Consider the following 17,074-nt stretch of genomic DNA (forward strand, 5'->3'; position numbering starts at 1 on the left):
GGTGCCGAATTCCTTCATGAAGAGGTGGAGTCGGGGTCGACCAGTGGGAGTCGGGCCGCGACGCGGAAGCCTCCCCCGGGCAGCGGGCCCACGTCGAGTGTGCCGCCGACCAACCGTACGCGTTCGTGCATCCCGATGAGACCGTGTCCCGTGCCGGTCGTCTCCACGGGCGAGGCGTGCTCGCCCGCCGGGCCGTTGACCACGATCACCAGCAGGGCGTCCTCATCCCTGGAGACGGAGATCTGCGTACGGGCACCGGGAGCATGCCGTACGACATTGGCCAGGGCCTCCTGCACGATGCGGTATGCCGAGAGGTCCACCGCCGGCGGCACATCGGTCAGCTCCCCGACCAGGGTCAGCTCGGGCATCGACAACTCCGCCGGGACGCCGCCCCGCACCGTGGCCTCCACCAGCTGCTGAAGCCGGCCGAGACCTGGCTGGGGCGCACGCTCACCACCCGACGCGTCCTCGCTGCGCAGCACCGCGAGGAGCCGCCGCATCTCGCCGAGCGACTCCCTGGCACCCGCCGCTATCGAGCCGAACTCTTCGCACGCCTCGGGCGTCAGTCCCTGGAGCCGGTACGGCGCGGAGTCCGCCTGCACCGTGATCACCGACATGTGATGAGCCACCACATCGTGCAACTCCCGTGCGATACGAGCACGTTCCTCAAGAAGAGTGCGCCGGGAACGCTCGGCCTCGTTGATCGTCTCCTGCTCGACGAGTCTGCGCTGCGCTTCCCCGCGCTCGCGCAGCAACGCCCCGAACAGCAGCACCCCACCGCTCAGCACGATCATCAACACGCTCGTGGCCTGGCTGTCCGAAGGACGGAACAGGTCGAGGGCGAGTCCGGACACCACCGTGACCAGCCAGACCCCCAGGAGCGTGCGTCTGCCCTCCCGCAGGGAGAGGGCGAAGCACAGGGCCAGATATCCCACGATGACCATGGGAGTCCAGGGCGCGGCGTGATGGGAGGCCGAACCCAGGATGACGATCGCCCCGACGACGTCCGCGACGATCACGATGCCCCATGCGAGCAACGGCCGACTGACGGCGAGCACCAGCGGAGCGGCCTGTGCGACCGCCAGGGCGCCGGCGAGTCCACCGGGGACCCCGTAGTCGTTCGACAGGACCTGGGTGGTGACCGGGATCAGTGTGGCGACGAATCCCAACGCGATCACATAAGGGACCAGCCGCACCCAACGCCTCGAGGACCGCCCGAGCAGAGGCTCGGCCGGTCCCGCGGGAGCGGCGAGCGACGCCCCGGCCGCCCGCAGCCCGCCGACGACGGTGGCGAGCGCGCGACGCAGGCCCCCCGGCGACGCGGCCTTGCCGTCCGGCGGGCGGGGCTCCTGATCAGGTGCAGTCGATGTGGTGCTCATGGCCTGCTCAGCGTAGGCAACAACCACCCGCGGCGCCGTCATACCTAGGAGCTCACCGGACCCCGTACCCAGGTATGACATGACGGGCCCGTCGATGGACGCCGAACCTCGACGAGGCCTCCTGCGCCCGACCGCACCCCATGCCGGGGTCGCCCGCGCGAGGCCGCCCTACAGCTCCGCCAGCAGCTCGGCCTTCTTCGAGGAGAACTCGGCGTCGGTGACGAGGCCGGCCTGGTGCAGCTCGCCGAGGTGACGGATGCGGTCGGCGATGTCCGCCGGGTCACGCCGGGCGGGGGAGGCGCCGGACGCGGGCGGGGCCGAGCCCTCGGCCCGCACCGCGGCGAGGACGGACGCGGCGAAGGGCAGCGACTCGTGCACGGGCCCGTATCCGAGACCGAAGATCACGGCGGCCGGGTCCTGGTCGGCCTGGGCGGGCTGCTCGGGTGTGTCCCGGTGCAGAAGTCGCAGATGTCCCTCGAAGACCTCGGGCGAGCGCCATTCGACGCCGCTCAGATCCGAGACGGGAAAGCTCTTGTCGCCGGCCTTCCACTTCGCGGACGACGCCCCGGTCCAGAACCAGCGGAACGCCACGGACCTGCCGTCGAAGGAGGCCTTGCCGTCGTAGGCCTTGAAGTGCAGCGGCGCCTCGGGAGCTGCCACCAGGTAGCGGCCCGTCGGCGCGCTGCCGTCCAGGGGCAGGACGCCACGCAGCTCGTCGGCGTAGTACTCGGCGAGTGTCTCGCGCTCGGCGGGCAGGACGAGCCGGTAGGGGTCGCACCCCTCCTTGAGCTGTCCCGCGGCCGCGTCCATCAGAGGATCGGCGCCCGGTCTCGGCGTGGCGCGCAGGACGACGGTCCCGCGCTTGCCGGGAGTGAGTGTCACGGCCGCGATCGCCTCATAGGGGATGCGGCGCTCACCGAGTGCATTCAGCAGCCTCGGCGTGCGGATTCCCCGTTCGAAGCGGATGAGCACGGAGTCGGACTCGAACTCCCAGGCGGCATGAAATCCGGCCAGTACATCACCCATGCGGCTCATCGTATGCGGCACGCGCGCCTCCGTCCCCTGTTGCGTCGTGCCCCTGTTTCACCGATTTCTACGCGCGTCAGGCGGACGTGGCGCCGGAAGATCCGTCACGACAGGTGTCATGCCCGCTCGCACACCGCAGGGTGCGGTACGACCCGACGCCGATGTCGGCGAAGTTGCTGAGGCTCTCCGTACCGGGCTCGAAATAGCCGGTGTGCCCATGTGCGCCGGCGGCCGACAGGACCCGGGCGCCGAATCCCCGGGAGACGGGGTCGGCGCCGTGGCCGATCCCCCCGACCTCCAGATACGGCACGTCCTGGATCCAGTCGTCGCTGTCCCGCATCGCCCACACGCGCGCGTGGGTACCCAGCTTCGAGGCCTTCCCGGCGCGCATGCCGGGGCTACCGGCCACCGCTATGTCGCTCACCCGGGAGGGCAGCTTGTGTGCGGCGACACCGCACACCACGGAGCCGTAACTGTGGCAGTACAGGGCCACGGGGGTGCGGCCCGGCAGGGCGCGCACGAGGGCGTTGAGCCGGGTGGCGCCTTCGTCCGCGCGCATCGCGGTGGCCGCGTCGACGCCGAGACCCGCGGGCGTCGTGTAGTCGGCCCAGGCGATGACGGCGGTCCGTGTGCCGGGTGCTGCGGCACGCTCCGCGTCGTACAGCGAGCTAGCCATGCCGACCGGCGCCGAGTACTTGCGGAAGGTCCGTTGGAAGGTGAGGAGGTTGGTGTCGACTCCGGGAATCACGACCGAGATGCGCTGGGCCTTGTCGAGGTCCCCGAAGACCTCGGCGACGCGGCCGGTGCCCAGAGGATCGAAGGCGAGGATCTTGCGGTCGGGGCGCATCAGCGACGCGTACCGGTTCATGCGCTGGCCGGCGTCGCGCTGTCCCGCGGTGGAGAGCCGGTTGTCGTGGGTGCTTTTCCGCGCCGCCTTGCGCGCCTGGTCGAGGGCGATGCGGTTGGCGCGATAGCGCAGTTCCACCGGCGCGCCGTTCATGTTGCCGACGGCGAGCGGGTAGTCGGTGACGAGCCGGGTGCGCTGCTGGCTGGTGAGGGAGGCGAAGAACTGCGCGAGGCGGGCGGGCGAGCCGTCCGGGTCCGGCAGGGCGCGCCCGTTGAGGTGGCCGTGTTCCCACGCCGTGATGGCGGCGTTGACCGGCGAGGTGACGCCCTTGTGGCGCACGGCGGTCCAGCCGGTGGTCGCCAGCATGACGAACACGACGGCCAGAGCGAGCAGTGCGCGCCAGACGCTGAGTTGCGGGGATGAGTCGAAGGAAGTCACTGCGGGACACCCTAGGAGAACCGCGGACCAACCCGCGAAAGCGGTGAGGCAGATCACGTTTCCGTCGGGGTAATTGAGACAAAACGGACCTAGCTCAGGTGGTGTCATCACGCTCTGTAGGTGCCGCTTCCGCCCCTCGCGCACGGGAGTGCACGGTCGGTCACTCTGAGCGCCACTTCCCCGCCAACACCGGCCCCAGCTGGTCGAGATAAGACTCCGTGACCTCGCGGATCGACTCGACGCTGATGTCCTCGCCGGCGCCCCATAGTCGCCCGGCCATGCGCATCACGCCGCTGAATGCGGCCACCGTCACGCGGGGGCGTAGATCCGTCTCCACGTCGAGGCCCTCACGCTCGGCGATCACGCGCGCGATCTCCTCCTCCAGCTCCGTGGAGCGGCGCAGGTGGAGGGCGATCAGGGAGGGCGTGGATTCGATCATCTGGTAGGTGCGCATGTGGAGTTCGACCGGAACGACCTCCTCGATGGGCTCGCCGAGGGTGTCCCAGGCGTCGAGCACGGCACCGCGCAGGGCCTCGAACGGACTGTCGGTCGCCGGGCGTTCGCGCAGGAGGGTGACGAAACGGGACTCCACCATGTCCTGGACCGCGAACGCGGTCTCCTCCTTGCTGGTGAAGTACCGGAAGAAGGTGCGCTGCGAGACGTCGACAGCCTCCGCGATCTCGTCAACCGTCGTGCGGTCGTACCCCTTTGTGGTGAAGAGTTCCAGTGCGGAGCGCAGCAGGGCGTCGCGGGTGCGCTGCTTCTTGCGTTCCCGTAGTCCTGAACGCGCTTCTTGCGTCTTCACTCGCGCCCCTCTTTGCGTCTGTTTGCCCAGCTCAGCTTACCTGTGAGCAACATGACAGTTACCGACTTGTGAATTGGTTGGTCAACTGTCAGTGGCTGTCATTAGCCTCGGACGCATGACTAGTCAGACCACCGTCGACAAGGCGGACAAGGCTCCGGAGCCCCTGTCCGTTCCGGCCCCGGCCAAGGGGCTTCGTGGCCACCCCTGGCTGACGCTGTTCTCCGTCGCGATCGGCGTGATGATGGTCGCCCTCGACGGCACCATCGTGGCCATCGCCAACCCGGCCATCCAGAAGGATCTCGGCGCGAGCTTCGCCGACGTCCAGTGGATCACCAACGGCTACTTCCTCGCCCTCGCGGTCACGCTGATCACGGCCGGCAAGCTCGGCGACCGATTCGGTCACCGGCAGACCTTCCTCATCGGCGTCATCGGATTCGCCGCGGCCTCGGGCGCCATCGGCCTGTCGGACAGCATCGCCCTGGTGGTCACCTTCCGGGTGTTCCAGGGCCTGTTCGGCGCGCTCCTCATGCCGGCCGCGCTCGGCCTCCTGCGGGCCACCTTCCCCGCAGAGAAGCTGAACATGGCGATCGGTATCTGGGGCATGGTGATCGGCGCCTCGACCGCGGGCGGCCCGATCCTCGGTGGGCTGCTCGTTCAGCACGTCAGCTGGCAGTCCGTCTTCTTCATCAACGTCCCCGTCGGCGTCATCGCCCTCGTCCTCGGCCTCCTGATCCTCAAGGACCACCGTGCCGAGAACGCGCCGCGATCCTTCGACATCCTCGGCATCGCGCTCCTTTCCGGCGCGATGTTCTGTCTGGTCTGGGCCCTCATCAAGGCCCCGACGTGGGGCTGGGGCGATGGCCTGACCTGGACGTTCCTGGGGGCCTCCGTGCTGTGCTTCGCGCTCTTCGCGATCTGGGAGACGCGCGTCGAGGAACCGCTGATCCCGCTGGCCCTGTTCCGTTCGGTGCCGCTGTCGGCCGGTGTGGTCCTGATGGTGCTCATGGCCATCGCCTTCATGGGCGGGCTCTTCTTCGTCACCTTCTACCTGCAGAACGTGCACGGCATGAGCCCTGTCGACTCCGGTCTGCACCTCCTGCCGCTGACCGGAATGATGATCGTGGGCTCGCCGCTGGCGGGTGCGATGATCACGAAGGTGGGTCCGCGCATCCCGCTCGCGGGCGGCATGCTGCTCACCGCCGTCGCGATGTACGGCATGTCCACGCTGGAGTCGGGCACGGGCAGCGGCGTCATGTCGCTGTGGTTCGCCCTGCTCGGCCTGGGTCTCGCTCCCGTCATGGTGGGCGCCACCGAGGTCATCGTGGGCAACGCCCCGATGGAACTCTCCGGAGTCGCGGGCGGCCTCCAGCAGGCCGCCATGCAGATCGGCGGAAGCCTCGGCACCGCCGTGCTCGGCGCCGTGATGGCCTCGAAGGTGGACAACGATCTCGCGGGCAACTGGACCGACGCCAAGCTTCCGCCGCTCACGCCCGCCCAGCTGGACCAGGCGTCCGAGGCGGTCCAGGTCGGTGTGGGCCCGGTCCCGAAGGGCACCCCGGCCGTGCTCGCCGAGAAGATCACCTCGGTCGCGCACGACACCTTCATCTCCGGCATGAGCCTGGCCTGCCTGGTCGCCGCGGGTGTCGCCGTCGTAGCGATCTTCGTGGCGCTGCTGACCAAGCGCGGGGCGAACGCGGAGGCGGGAGCGGGGGCCGCGCACATCTAGTGCGCGTTGGGGGCCCTCGTCGGAGATCCGCACTCATCGGGGAACCGCCCCTCGGGGGAAACCCGCAAGCGACCCCCGCACGCACCCCGAAATGCCCTCAGGGAAATCCTGGGGGCATTTCGCATATCCGAGTGATCTGATCTGTCAGCTCTTCCCGTTCGGTCGCCCACCGGTTCAGAGTGCAGACAAGTGACCGGCACGACACGGGGGTTGATCGATATGGGTACGAGGATGCGCGCCGTGATGGGTACGACGCTTCCGGTGACGGCCGCGGCCGCGCTGGCGGCCGTCCTGCTGACGCCGGTTCATGCGGGCGCCACCGCCCCGCCGACATCGGGGGACTGCGCGGCGGGGGAGCTGTGCCTGTGGGAGAAGCCGGAGTTCAAGGGGCATCGGCAGGCGTACGAGCTGTCCGGGATCGACATCGAGAGCTGCGTCGCGCTGCCGGAGGGGGGTAGCGCGCAGGCTCTCGCCAATCGCACCGGACGTCCGGTCACGGCCTATCAATCCGCCGAGTGCGCCGAGACGGGGGAGTTCCAGACCTATCCCGGCAGCGGCACATGGGCGCCGCAATCCCCTTATCGGGTAGGGGCGTTCAAGGTCTGGGAGCGCTGAGATGAAAGAGAGCGAGGTGTGGCGCGACCTCCGTGGCCGCACCACACCTCGAACCTCTACGACAATCGGGACCAGGCCCCTACGCGTCGCCGCCCGCAGGGCCGGGGTCGGCCGCCGTGACGTCGAGGAGCTGGTAGCGGTCGATCGCCTGCTTCAGGACCGAGCGGTCGACCTTGCCCTCCCGGGCCAGTTCCGTGAGCACACCCACCACGATCGACTGGGCGTCGATGTGGAAGAAGCGCCGGGCCGCGCCGCGCGTGTCCGCGAAGCCGAAGCCGTCCGCGCCGAGCGACTGGTACGTGCCCGGTACCCAGCGGGAGATCTGATCGGGCACGGACCGCATCCAGTCGGAGACCGCGACGAACGGGCCCTCCGAGCCGGACAGCTTCTGCGTGACATAGGGGACGCGCTGGTCCTCGTCGGGGTGCAGCAGATTGTGCCGCTCCACCTCGACGGCCTCGCGGCGCAGTTCGTTCCAGGAAGTCGCCGACCAGACGTCCGCCCTGACGTTCCACTCCGCGGCGAGGATCTGCTGCGCCTCCAGGGCCCACGGCACCGCGACACCCGAGGCGAGGATCTGTGCCGGGATGGTGCCCGAAGTCCCCGGGCTGAAGCGGTGGATGCCCTTGAGGATGCCCTCCACGTCGACATCGGCGGGCTCGGCCGGGTGCTGCATCGGCTCGTTGTAGACGGTGAGGTAGTAGAAGATGTCCTCGCCGTGCGGGTGCTCGGCGGTGGCGCCGTACATCCGTCGCAGGCCGTCCTGCACGATGTGCGCGATCTCGAAGCCGAAGGCCGGGTCGTAGGCGACGCAGGCCGGGTTGGTCGAGGCGAGCAGCTGCGAGTGGCCGTCCGCGTGCTGCAGACCCTCACCGGTCAGGGTCGTCCGGCCGGCGGTCGCACCCAGCACGAAACCACGCGCGAGCTGGTCGGCCATCTGCCAGAACTGGTCGCCGGTGCGCTGGAAACCGAACATCGAGTAGAAGACATAAACAGGGATCAGCGGCTCACCGTGCGTCGCGTACGCCGATCCCGCGGCGATCAGCGAGGCCGTGCAGCCCGCCTCGGAGATGCCGTCGTGCAGCATCTGGCCCGTCGGCGACTCCTTGTACGCGAGCAGCAGCTCGCGGTCCACGGACTCGTACTGCTGGCCGAGCGGGTTGTAGATCTTCGCGCTCGGGAAGAACGAGTCCATGCCGAACGTGCGGTACTCGTCCGGTGCGATCAGCACGAAGCGGCGGCCGATCTCCTTGTCCCGCATGAGGTCCTTGAGCAGCCGGACGAACGCCATGGTGGTGGCGATCGACTGCTGGCCGGATCCCTTCTTCACACTCGCGTACGCCTTGTCGTCGGGGAGAGCCAGCGGCTTGGACCGTACGACGCGGGTCGGGACATAACCGCCGAGCCCGTGCCGGCGGTCGTGCATGTACTGGATCTCCTCCGAGTCGCGGCCCGGGTGGTAGTACGGCGGGGCGCCGTCCTCGAGCTGCTTGTCGGTGATCGGCAGGTGCAGCCGGTCGCGGAAGCCCTTGAGGTCGTCGACCGTCAGCTTCTTCATCTGGTGGGTCGCGTTGCGGCCCTCGAAGTTGGGGCCGAGGGTCCAGCCCTTGACCGTCTGCGCCAGGATGACCGTCGGCTGGCCCTTGTGCTCCTTGGCCGCCTGGAAGGCCGCGAAGATCTTCTTGTGGTCGTGGCCGCCGCGCCCCAGGTGCAGGATCTGGTCGTCGGTCATGTGCTCGACCATCGCGCGCAGCCGGTGGTCGCCGCCGAAGAAGTGGTCGCGGATGTACGAGCCGGGCTCGGTGGCATACGTCTGGAACTGGCCGTCCGGTGTGGTGTTCAGCTTGTTCACCAGCACGCCGTCGCGGTCCTGCGCGAGCAGCGGGTCCCAACTGCGGTCCCAGACCAGCTTGATGACGTTCCAGCCGGCACCGCGGAACTGCGATTCCAGCTCCTGGATGATCTTGCCGTTGCCGCGCACCGGGCCGTCGAGGCGCTGCAGGTTGCAGTTCACCACGAAGGTCAGGTTGTCGAGGCCCTCACGGGCCGCGATCGACAGCTGGCCGAGCGACTCGGGCTCGTCCATCTCGCCGTCGCCGAGGAAGGCCCAGACGTGCGACGCGGAAGTGTCGGCGATGTCGCGGGCCTGCATGTAGCGGTTCATCCGCGCCTGGAAGATCGCGCCCAGCGGGCCGAGGCCCATGGAGACGGTGGGGAACTCCCAGAAGTCCGGCATCAGCCGGGGGTGCGGGTACGACGACAGGCCGTACGGAGCCTTCGACTTCTCCTGGCGGAAGGAGTCGAGCTGGTTCTCGGTGAGGCGGTCCAGGAGATACGCGCGGGCGTAGATGCCCGGCGACGCATGGCCCTGGAAGAAGATCTGGTCGCCGCCCTTGCCGTCGTCCTTGCCGCGGAAGAAGTGGTTGAAGCCCACGTCGTAGAGCGAGGCGGAGGAGGCGAAGGTGGCGATGTGGCCGCCCACCCCGATGCCGGGGCGCTGGGCGCGGGACACCATCACCGCGGCGTTCCAGCGGGTCGCGTTCAGGACCTTGCGCTCGATCTCCTCGTTGCCGGGGAAGAAGGGCTCGTCCTTGGTCGCGATCGTGTTGATGTAGTCCGTGCTGCGCATCTCGGGCACGGCCACACGCTTCTCGCGGGCGCGCTCGATCAGCCGGAGCATCAGGTAGCGGGCCCGCTCGCGCCCGCGCTCGTCGACGGCGGCGTCAAGAGAGTCGAGCCATTCCCGGGTCTCTTCGGGATCGAAGTCCGGGACCTGGCTGGGGAGGCCGCCAATGATGATCGGATTGCGATCGGATCCGGAAACCACGCTGTTCCTTCACTGTCGGTCGAGATGTGCAATTGGGGTGCAATAGGGCTGCGCCGCTCCCCATCGTGTACCTCGGGGGCACAATCGTCACCTCTACCGCGGGGTAATCCGAGTGATTCCCCGGGGTTCCCCGGACGGGTGCGGCCAAATCGCAACGATACGCTCATGTGGTTCACCGGTTTCGTGAGGCCGTTCGGCCGAGGTGGACGACCGTCATCCGTAGGGTGGGCAAATCCGGCAGAACGGTGTGGCATACATCACCGGCCTGCGGGGATCCTTGACTGAAGATGCGGTGACACCGCCTGGAACGTCACCGTTTCGGCGGTCTCGGGGGCCGGGTACTTGCGCGATCCGCCCCGCCCGTGTGGACTACGGCCAACGCTTCGCGCACGCGCGAAGCAGCAGACAACTTCGTAAACATGATCAGGAGGCAATCCGTGAGCGCGACCGCGGACCACGCGGAGGAGCGGACCAACCCTGCCGCGAGGCTGGGTTTCCAGCCCGAGCAGGTGGTCCAGGAGATCGGCTTCGACGACGACGTCGACCAGGAGCTCCGCGAGTCCATTGAGGAAATCATCGGCAGCGAGCTCGTCGACGAGGACTACGACGACGTCGCTGACGCGGTGCTGCTGTGGTTCCGCGAGGACGACGGCGATCTGACGGACGCGTTGGTAGACGCCAGCCAGCTGGTCGACGACGGTTCCCCTGTCTTGCTGCTGACCCCGAAGACCGGCCGCGACGGTTATGTCGAGCCGAGCGACATCAACGAAGCCGCGCAGACCGCGGGTCTCTCGCAGACCAAGAGCATCAACGCGGGCAAGGACTGGGCGGGCAGCCGCCTCGTCACGCCGAAGGCGGCCGCCAAGAAGCGCTAGCCGACGAAAGACCCCAGCAGACACTCCGTGCGGCCCCCGCCGACGCCATGACGCGTCGACGGGGGCCGCACGCTTGCCCGGCGACACGCGGGGCCCCACGCGGGAGTACCGCCTTCGGCGCCTAGGCTGGGACTCACCCGAACGGCTCCACGGAAGGAAAGCTTGACCATGACGATCGAGGTCGGTACGAAGGCTCCGGATTTCGAGCTCAAGACGCAGCATGGCGAGACCGTGCGGCTCTCGGACTTCCGGGGTGAGAAGAACGTGGTGCTGCTCTTCTACCCGTTCGCCTTCACCGGCGTCTGCACCGGCGAGCTGTGCGCCCTGCGTGACGAGCTGCCGAAGTTCGTCAACGACGACGTCCAGCTCCTCGCCGTATCGAACGACTCGCCGTTCAGCCTGCGCGTCTTCGCCGAGCAGGAGGGCCTCGAGTACCCGCTCCTGTCGGACTTCTGGCCGCACGGCGAGGCCTCGCGCGCGTACGGCGTCTTCGACGAGGAGAAGGGCTGCGCGGTGCGCGGCACCTTCATCATCGACAAGGAGGGCGTGGTCCGCTGGACCGTCGTCAACGGCCTGCCGGACGCCCGTGACCTCAACGAATACGTCAAGGCGATCGACACCCTCTGACCCCTCAGGGTTCACAGGATGCGTGTCGCGCATCTCTCGGGGATGTCCCGGGGATGACACCCTGGGATTCTTCGGGTGCGGAGCCTGTGGCCGCCGGGAACCGGTCACTAGGATCCAGACGTTGATCCGATACCAACGCACGACGGGGCTCCCCGCCCCCGACACCAATGGGAGGACTCGTGGGAGTCAGCCTCAGCAAGGGCGGCAACGTATCGCTGACCAAGGAGGCTCCTGGCCTGACCGCGGTCATCATCGGCCTCGGGTGGGACGTCCGTACCACCACCGGTACGGACTTCGACCTCGACGCCAGCGCCATCCTGACGAACGCGGAGGGCAAGGTCAGCAGTGACGCCAACTTCGTGTTCTTCAACAATCTGAAGAGCCCGGACGGCTCGGTCGAGCACACCGGCGACAACACCACGGGTGAAGGCGAGGGTGACGACGAGCAGCTCAAGGTCAACCTCGCCGGCGTCCCGGCCGATGTGGACAAGATCGTGTTCCCGGTCTCGATCTACGACGCCGAGAACCGCCAGCAGTCGTTCGGCCAGGTGCGCAACGCGTTCATCCGCGTCGTGAACCAGGCGGGCGGGGCGGAGATCGCTCGGTACGACCTCTCCGAGGACGCCTCGACGGAGACCGCCATGGTCTTCGGCGAGCTCTACAGGAACGGCGCGGAGTGGAAGTTCCGCGCCATCGGCCAGGGCTACGCCTCGGGTCTGCGTGGCATCGCGCAGGACTTCGGCGTCAACGTCTGAGCCGAGCACGACCGTATGACCGTCCGGCGCCGCACGTGAGTGCGGCGCCGGACGCGCTCGACAACTCAAGCGACATCACACCGGGGAGGACCACGATCATGGGCGTCACGCTCGCCAAGGGGGGCAATGTCTCCCTCTCCAAGGCCGCACCGAACCTCACGCAGGTGCTGATCGGACTCGGCTGGGACGCGCGTTCCACCACCGGAGCCGACTTCGACCTCGACGCCAGCGCGCTGCTGTGCAAGGACGGCCGGGTGCTCGGCGACGAGTGGTTCATCTTCTACAACCAGCTCACCAGCCCGGACGGCTCGGTCGAGCACACCGGTGACAACCTCACCGGTGAGGGTGAGGGCGACGACGAGTCGATCCTGATCGACCTGTCCAAGGTGCCGGCATTCTGCGACAAGATCGTCTTTCCGGTCTCGATCCATGACGCGGACAACCGAGGACAGACGTTCGGCCAGGTCAGCAACGCGTTCATCCGCGTGGTCAACCAGGCGGACGGTCAGGAACTCGCCCGCTACGACCTGAGCGAGGACGCGTCCACGGAGACCGCGATGATCTTCGGTGAGGTGTACCGGTACGGCGGCGAATGGAAGTTCCGCGCTGTCGGACAGGGGTACGCGTCGGGCCTTCGAGGCATCGCTCTAGACTTCGGGGTCAATGTTTCGTAAAGCCGTGCGCGGAGCGGGGGAGCCCCGTCCTACCGGCGCGGGGGAGACCCGTACTCACCTGATGGGGTAGCCAGTGGTTTTGAAAACCTTCGGCTGGTCGTTCGCAATCACTGCGCTCGGCCTGGTCGCGGCGGTGTTCTACGACGGATGGACAGCATTCGGGGTCGTCGCGATCCTTGCCGTCCTCGAGATCTCGCTGTCCTTCGACAACGCGGTGGTCAACGCCGGAATCCTGAAGAAGATGAATGCCTTCTGGCAGAAGATCTTCCTCACGATCGGTGTGCTGATCGCGGTCTTCGGTATGCGGCTGGTCTTCCCCGTCGTGATCGTCGCGATCAGTGCGAAGCTCGGTCCGATCGAGGCGGTGGACCTGGCGTTCAACCAGCCCGACCGTTACCAGCAGCTGGTCACGGACGCGCACCCGTCCATCGCCGCCTTCGGTGGCATGTTCCTGCTGATGATCTTCCTCGACTTCGTCTTCGAGGAGCGCGACATCCAGTGGCTGCGCTGGATCGAGCGGCCGCTGGCCAAGCTCGGCAAGGTCGACATGCTCTCGGTCTGTGTCGCCCTCATCGCGCTGCTGATCGCTTCGGTGACCGTCGCGACGCAGGCCCACCAGCATGGTGGTGTGCACGTCGACAAGGCGGCGACCGTTCTGCTCTCCGGCGTCGCCGGCCTGATCACGTACCTGATCGTCGGTGGCCTCTCGGGCTTCTTCGAGAACCGTCTCGAGGAAGAGGAGGAGCGCGAGCACGAGGCTGAGGAAGCGGCCAAGCGGGCCGGCAAGAAGCCCACGGCCGTCGTCCTGGCGGGCAAGGCCGCGTTCTTCATGTTCCTGTACCTCGAGGTCCTGGACGCGTCGTTCTCCTTCGACGGCGTGATCGGCGCCTTCGCCATCACCAACGACATCGTGCTGATGGCGCTCGGCCTCGGTATCGGCGCCATGTACGTCCGTTCGCTCACGGTCTACCTGGTCCGCCAGGGCACCCTGGACGACTACGTGTACCTGGAGCACGGCGCGCACTACGCGATCGGCGCCCTTGCCGTGATCCTCCTGGTCACGATCCAGTACGAGATCAACGAGGTCATCACCGGCCTCGTCGGCGTCGTGCTGATCGCCTGGTCGTTCCTCTCGTCTGTGCGCCGCAACAAGAAGCTCGCGGACGCCGAGGGAAAAGCGCCGACCTCGGGCGAGAAGGCTGAGGTTTCGTCCGGGCTCTGATCCTGGAACGCTGTGAGCGGGGCGGTCTGCGAGGAGAACTCCTCACCGGCCGCCCCGTCGGCGTAACTGGACCATGAAACATGGGCACTTGGGGGCGAAATGTCCTTCTGGGACGGACTGTGGCGGGGGCGTGCGGCGGAGTTCGAGTCGGGCAGCGCCGCGTCGAACTCCATCGAACTCACCAAGCGGCACCCGGTTGTCTCGCTCACCAAACAGGGGGCGGCCACCGGAAATCTGCGCATCAACCTGTCCTGGCGGATGCGGACCTCGGACATCGGCGGCCCCGAGCGCGAGAGCCTGCTGAGGCACCCCTTCAAGCTGTTCAAGCCTGATGTGGTGCAGGCCCATACGCAGAGCATGGTCAATGTGGACCTTGATCTCGGCTGTCTCTACGAACTGACCGACGGGGAGAAGGGTGTGGTGCAGCCGCTCGGCAGCTTCTTCGGCGCGCTCAACGCGCCGCCGTACGTGAAGCTCAGCGGTGACGACCGGTTCGGCTCGGCGTCGGGTGAGACCATCTACGTCAATCTCGATCACCGCGAGTCCATCAAGCGACTGCTTGTCTTCGTCTACATCTACGACCAGACACCGGCGTTCGACCGTACGCACGCTCACGTCACGCTCTACCCGAGCAACGGACCACGCGTCGAGATCAGCCTCGACGAGCGCGCCCCACAGGCCCGCTCCTGCGCCGTCGTCACGATCGAGAACGTCAAGGGCGAGCTGATCGTGCGACGCGAGGTGAAGTTCGTGTACGGGTTCCAGGCCGAGCTGGACCGGCTGTACGGGTGGGGACTTCAGTGGGGTCGGGGGTACAAGTCCAAGGTCGGGGAGCGCTAGGGCCCGTCTTCGCCTTCCCGCCTGCCCTGCCGGGTCTGGACCCGGCACGGGGGCCTCCGCCCGCCGCCCTGTCCGGCCCCGAGTCGCCCGGGGCCGGTCGCGGACTCAGCGGGAGATGAACTGCGGGCCCTGCGGCGGCAGGGTGAAGTTCGGGTCGGGCAGCGGCTGCACCGGCTGCGGATAGCCGTACGCGGGCTGCGTCGCCGGCACCGGCATGGCGAGCGGCGCGGGCTGCGTGGGCGCCGCCGGGGGGTAGCCGTACGACGGCTGAGAGACGGGCTGGGGCGCGGTCTGGGGGAGCGGCGCGGCGAGGGGCTGCGGCGCGGGCGCCTGCGGATACCCGTAACCCGAACCCGCCCCCGAGCCGGATCCCCAACCTGCCCCCGACCCCGAAGCAGACCCAGATGCCGGTCCCGTGAACGCGGTGTCGGGGGCCGGGGGCGGGAACGGCGGTTCGGCGGCCGGCATCGGGCCCGGCGGGGACGACGGAAGGTCCGGAGTCGGCTCCGACTCGTCCACCGAGATGCCGAAGTCCGTGGCCAGGCCGACCAGGCCGTTCGAGTAGCCCTCGCCCAGGGCCCGGAACTTCCAGCCCTCACCGCGCCGGTACAGCTCGCCGCAGATCAGTGCCGTCTCGGCGCCCGTCTCCGGCTTCACGTCGAAGTGGGCGAGCGGCTCGCCGTCGGCGGCCGCGGCGTCGTACAGGAGGATCCGCAGGGCGGGTACGCGGTCGAAGGGGACGTCGTCCGCCGAGGCCACGAGCAGGACGCGGCCGACCTCGGGGCCGAGGCCGGCCAGGTCCGACTGGATCGTGTCGGTGAGTCCGTCGGCGACGTGCTTCTTGCCGAGCCGCCAGACCTTGCCCGAGGGGTGCCGGGGCTGGTTGTAGAAGACGAAGTCCTCGTCGGACCGTACGCGACCGTCGGGGCCGAGGAGCAGGGCCGAGGCGTCGACGTCGGGCACGCCCTGGCCGCTGGTCCAGCGCAGCACCGCGCGGACCGCCGTGGCTTCGAGAGGGACGTTCGACCCCTTCAGCATCGCGTGCGTCATGCGGTCATCCTGCCTTCCCTGACCTGGCCAGGACAACGCGGGGGCCGGAGGCGGCTGGGCCGAGCGACATACTCGACATGGGCGGGTTACCTGAATTTCATGCCCGATGGGAACCCTTGACATGGGTCCCTACGTACTATTACCGGCCACTTGAATTCTGACCTGAGCGGCACGACGGGGGAGTCTCATGCGTCATTTCGGGCACATCGCCCCTGAGGTGCGGCAGCGCCTGTTCTACCGGGAGCCCGGTGACTTCACCGCGGACTCGTCGCCCCGCCTGCTCGCAGCCGCCCTCGGGGCCACGCTCTACAGCCCGGCCACGCGGCCGCGCCTCGCCGACGACGTCCTCAAGCAGGCGGGCCGGGGTGTCGTCTCGATGGTGCTGTGCCTGGAGGACTCGATCGACGACGCCGAGGTCGTGGACGCCGAGGAGAACCTGGTCAGACAGTTCGCCGATCTCGCGGCCCGGCCGGACGCGCAGCCCCCGCTGCTGTTCATCCGCGTCCGCGCCGCCGGGCAGATCACCGACCTCGTGCGCCGCCTCGGCCCCGCCGTGCGGCTGCTGTCCGGATTCGTACTGCCGAAATTCACCGAGGAGCGGGGTGTGCCGTTCCTGGAGGCGCTCTCCGTCGCGGAGGCGGCCACCGGGCGGCGCCTCTTCGTGATGCCCGTCCTGGAGTCGCCCGAGCTCCTGCATCTGGAGACGCGGGGGGACACCCTCGCCGGGATCGCCCGCACCGTCGACAAGTACCGCGACCGCGTCCTGGCCCTGCGCCTCGGCGTGACCGACTTCTGCTCCGCGTACGGGCTGCGCAGGCCGCCGGACATGACCGCGTACGACGTCCAGATCGTGGCCTCCGTGATCGGGGACGTGGTCAATCTGCTCGGGCGCGCCGACGGCACCGGCTTCACCGTGACCGGCCCTGTCTGGGAGTACTTCCGGCATCAGGAGCGGATGTTCAAGCCACAGCTGCGCCGCAGCCCCTTCCTGGAGAACCGGGCCGGCGAGCTGCGCGAGGCGCTCATCGAGCACGACATGGACGGCCTGCTGCGCGAGATCGAGCTGGACCGGGCCAACGGCCTGCTCGGCAAGACCTGCATCCATCCCTCGCACGTGATGCCCGTGCACGCACTGTCCGTGGTCAGTCACGAGGAGTACGGGGACGCCCAGGACATCCTGCGGCCCGAGCGGGGCGGCGGCGGTGTCCTCAGGTCCGCGTACACGAACAAGATGAACGAAGTGAAGCCGCATCGGGCCTGGGCCGAGCGGACTCTCCAGCGGGCCGAGGCCTTCGGCGTCGCCCACGAGGACGTCGGCTTCGTGGAGCTGCTCGACGCCGGCCTGCCCGCGTGACGAGCGCGCGAGTC

15 protein-coding genes are annotated in these 17,074 nt (G+C 68.4%); 9 read left to right on the plus strand and 6 right to left on the minus strand.

Going from position 1 to position 17,074, the window contains the following annotated elements:
- Nucleotides 1–14 precede the first annotated feature (14 nt).
- From ACFC96_RS14440 to ACFC96_RS14455, 4 genes are all read right to left on the minus strand, one after another.
- Nucleotides 15–1,379 carry a sensor histidine kinase gene (locus tag ACFC96_RS14440; RefSeq protein WP_376612476.1) on the minus strand — a complete coding sequence of 455 codons (1,365 nt, stop codon included), beginning with the start codon at nt 1,377–1,379 and terminating at the stop codon, nt 15–17.
- A gap of 168 nt (nt 1,380–1,547) precedes the next feature.
- Nucleotides 1,548–2,405 carry a DUF4429 domain-containing protein gene (locus tag ACFC96_RS14445; RefSeq protein WP_376612478.1) on the minus strand — a complete coding sequence of 286 codons (858 nt, stop codon included), beginning with the start codon at nt 2,403–2,405 and terminating at the stop codon, nt 1,548–1,550.
- Between the two features lie 76 nt (nt 2,406–2,481).
- The gene (locus tag ACFC96_RS14450) at nt 2,482–3,690 is read right to left on the minus strand and encodes an alpha/beta hydrolase (protein WP_376262985.1); all 1,209 of its coding nucleotides are present in this window, start codon (nt 3,688–3,690) and stop codon (nt 2,482–2,484) included.
- 160 nt (nt 3,691–3,850) lie between these two features.
- Nucleotides 3,851–4,495, minus strand: a complete 645-nt coding sequence (locus ACFC96_RS14455; protein ID WP_376262983.1) for a TetR family transcriptional regulator — start codon at nt 4,493–4,495, stop codon at nt 3,851–3,853.
- A 115-nt stretch (nt 4,496–4,610) separates the two neighbouring features.
- Here ACFC96_RS14455 and ACFC96_RS14460 point away from each other — a divergent pair, with 115 nt between their 5' ends.
- A complete protein-coding gene (locus tag ACFC96_RS14460) occupies nt 4,611–6,221 on the plus strand; it encodes an MFS transporter (RefSeq protein ID WP_376612480.1) in 1,611 nt (536 codons plus the stop codon).
- Nucleotides 6,222–6,440: 219 nt separating this feature from the next.
- Nucleotides 6,441–6,836 carry a peptidase inhibitor family I36 protein gene (locus tag ACFC96_RS14465; RefSeq protein WP_376612695.1) on the plus strand — a complete coding sequence of 132 codons (396 nt, stop codon included), beginning with the start codon at nt 6,441–6,443 and terminating at the stop codon, nt 6,834–6,836.
- A 79-nt stretch (nt 6,837–6,915) separates the two neighbouring features.
- Here ACFC96_RS14465 and aceE read toward each other — a convergent pair whose 3' ends face one another.
- Nucleotides 6,916–9,663 (minus strand): pyruvate dehydrogenase (acetyl-transferring), homodimeric type, encoded by a 2,748-nt coding sequence (gene aceE, locus ACFC96_RS14470; RefSeq protein WP_376612482.1) that lies wholly within the window; start codon nt 9,661–9,663, stop codon nt 6,916–6,918.
- A 437-nt stretch (nt 9,664–10,100) separates the two neighbouring features.
- Here aceE and ACFC96_RS14475 point away from each other — a divergent pair, with 437 nt between their 5' ends.
- The 6 genes from ACFC96_RS14475 (at nt 10,101) to ACFC96_RS14500 (ending at nt 14,656) form a co-directional block, all read left to right on the plus strand.
- Nucleotides 10,101–10,538: a DUF3052 domain-containing protein gene (locus tag ACFC96_RS14475; protein ID WP_376612484.1), complete on the plus strand. Its 438-nt coding sequence runs from the start codon at nt 10,101–10,103 to the stop codon at nt 10,536–10,538.
- A 168-nt stretch (nt 10,539–10,706) separates the two neighbouring features.
- Nucleotides 10,707–11,165: a peroxiredoxin gene (locus tag ACFC96_RS14480; RefSeq protein WP_100591938.1), complete on the plus strand. Its 459-nt coding sequence runs from the start codon at nt 10,707–10,709 to the stop codon at nt 11,163–11,165.
- Nucleotides 11,166–11,344: 179 nt separating this feature from the next.
- A complete protein-coding gene (locus tag ACFC96_RS14485; protein WP_116502287.1) occupies nt 11,345–11,920 on the plus strand; it encodes a TerD family protein in 576 nt (191 codons plus the stop codon).
- Nucleotides 11,921–12,018: 98 nt separating this feature from the next.
- Complete coding sequence (locus ACFC96_RS14490; RefSeq protein WP_100591940.1) at nt 12,019–12,594, plus strand: TerD family protein; 576 nt, start codon at nt 12,019–12,021, stop codon at nt 12,592–12,594.
- A gap of 73 nt (nt 12,595–12,667) precedes the next feature.
- Nucleotides 12,668–13,816, plus strand: coding sequence for a DUF475 domain-containing protein (locus ACFC96_RS14495; protein WP_376262971.1), 1,149 nt, complete (start codon nt 12,668–12,670; stop codon nt 13,814–13,816).
- Nucleotides 13,817–13,915: 99 nt separating this feature from the next.
- A complete protein-coding gene (locus tag ACFC96_RS14500; RefSeq protein WP_116502289.1) occupies nt 13,916–14,656 on the plus strand; it encodes a Tellurium resistance in 741 nt (246 codons plus the stop codon).
- A gap of 105 nt (nt 14,657–14,761) precedes the next feature.
- Here ACFC96_RS14500 and ACFC96_RS14505 read toward each other — a convergent pair whose 3' ends face one another.
- Nucleotides 14,762–15,706, minus strand: coding sequence for a TerD family protein (locus ACFC96_RS14505; RefSeq protein WP_376612486.1), 945 nt, complete (start codon nt 15,704–15,706; stop codon nt 14,762–14,764).
- A 187-nt stretch (nt 15,707–15,893) separates the two neighbouring features.
- On the opposite strand from ACFC96_RS14505, the gene ACFC96_RS14510 reads away from it, so the two are divergent.
- On the plus strand, nt 15,894–17,060 hold the full coding sequence (locus ACFC96_RS14510; RefSeq protein ID WP_376612488.1) for an HpcH/HpaI aldolase/citrate lyase family protein: 1,167 nt from the start codon (nt 15,894–15,896) through the stop codon (nt 17,058–17,060).
- The last annotated feature ends 14 nt before the right edge of the window (nt 17,061–17,074 follow it).

Origin of the sequence: Streptomyces sp. NPDC055955 (assembly GCF_042270245.1) — a bacterium.
GTDB lineage: Bacteria > Actinomycetota > Actinomycetes > Streptomycetales > Streptomycetaceae > Streptomyces.

What these genes read in the sequence shown, in the direction of transcription:
- ACFC96_RS14440 (WP_376612476.1), bottom strand. Translation starts at nt 1,379, where the DNA reads ATGAGCACCACATCGACTGCACCTGATCAGGAGCCCCGCCCGCCGGAC.
- ACFC96_RS14445 (WP_376612478.1), bottom strand. Translation starts at nt 2,405, where the DNA reads ATGGGTGATGTACTGGCCGGATTTCATGCCGCCTGGGAGTTCGAGTCC.
- ACFC96_RS14460 (WP_376612480.1), top strand. Translation starts at nt 4,611, where the DNA reads ATGACTAGTCAGACCACCGTCGACAAGGCGGACAAGGCTCCGGAGCCC.
- ACFC96_RS14465 (WP_376612695.1), top strand. Translation starts at nt 6,441, where the DNA reads ATGGGTACGAGGATGCGCGCCGTGATGGGTACGACGCTTCCGGTGACG.
- ACFC96_RS14480 (WP_100591938.1), top strand. Translation starts at nt 10,707, where the DNA reads ATGACGATCGAGGTCGGTACGAAGGCTCCGGATTTCGAGCTCAAGACG.
- ACFC96_RS14490 (WP_100591940.1), top strand. Translation starts at nt 12,019, where the DNA reads ATGGGCGTCACGCTCGCCAAGGGGGGCAATGTCTCCCTCTCCAAGGCC.
- ACFC96_RS14500 (WP_116502289.1), top strand. Translation starts at nt 13,916, where the DNA reads ATGTCCTTCTGGGACGGACTGTGGCGGGGGCGTGCGGCGGAGTTCGAG.
- ACFC96_RS14505 (WP_376612486.1), bottom strand. Translation starts at nt 15,706, where the DNA reads ATGACGCACGCGATGCTGAAGGGGTCGAACGTCCCTCTCGAAGCCACG.
- ACFC96_RS14510 (WP_376612488.1), top strand. Translation starts at nt 15,894, where the DNA reads ATGCGTCATTTCGGGCACATCGCCCCTGAGGTGCGGCAGCGCCTGTTC.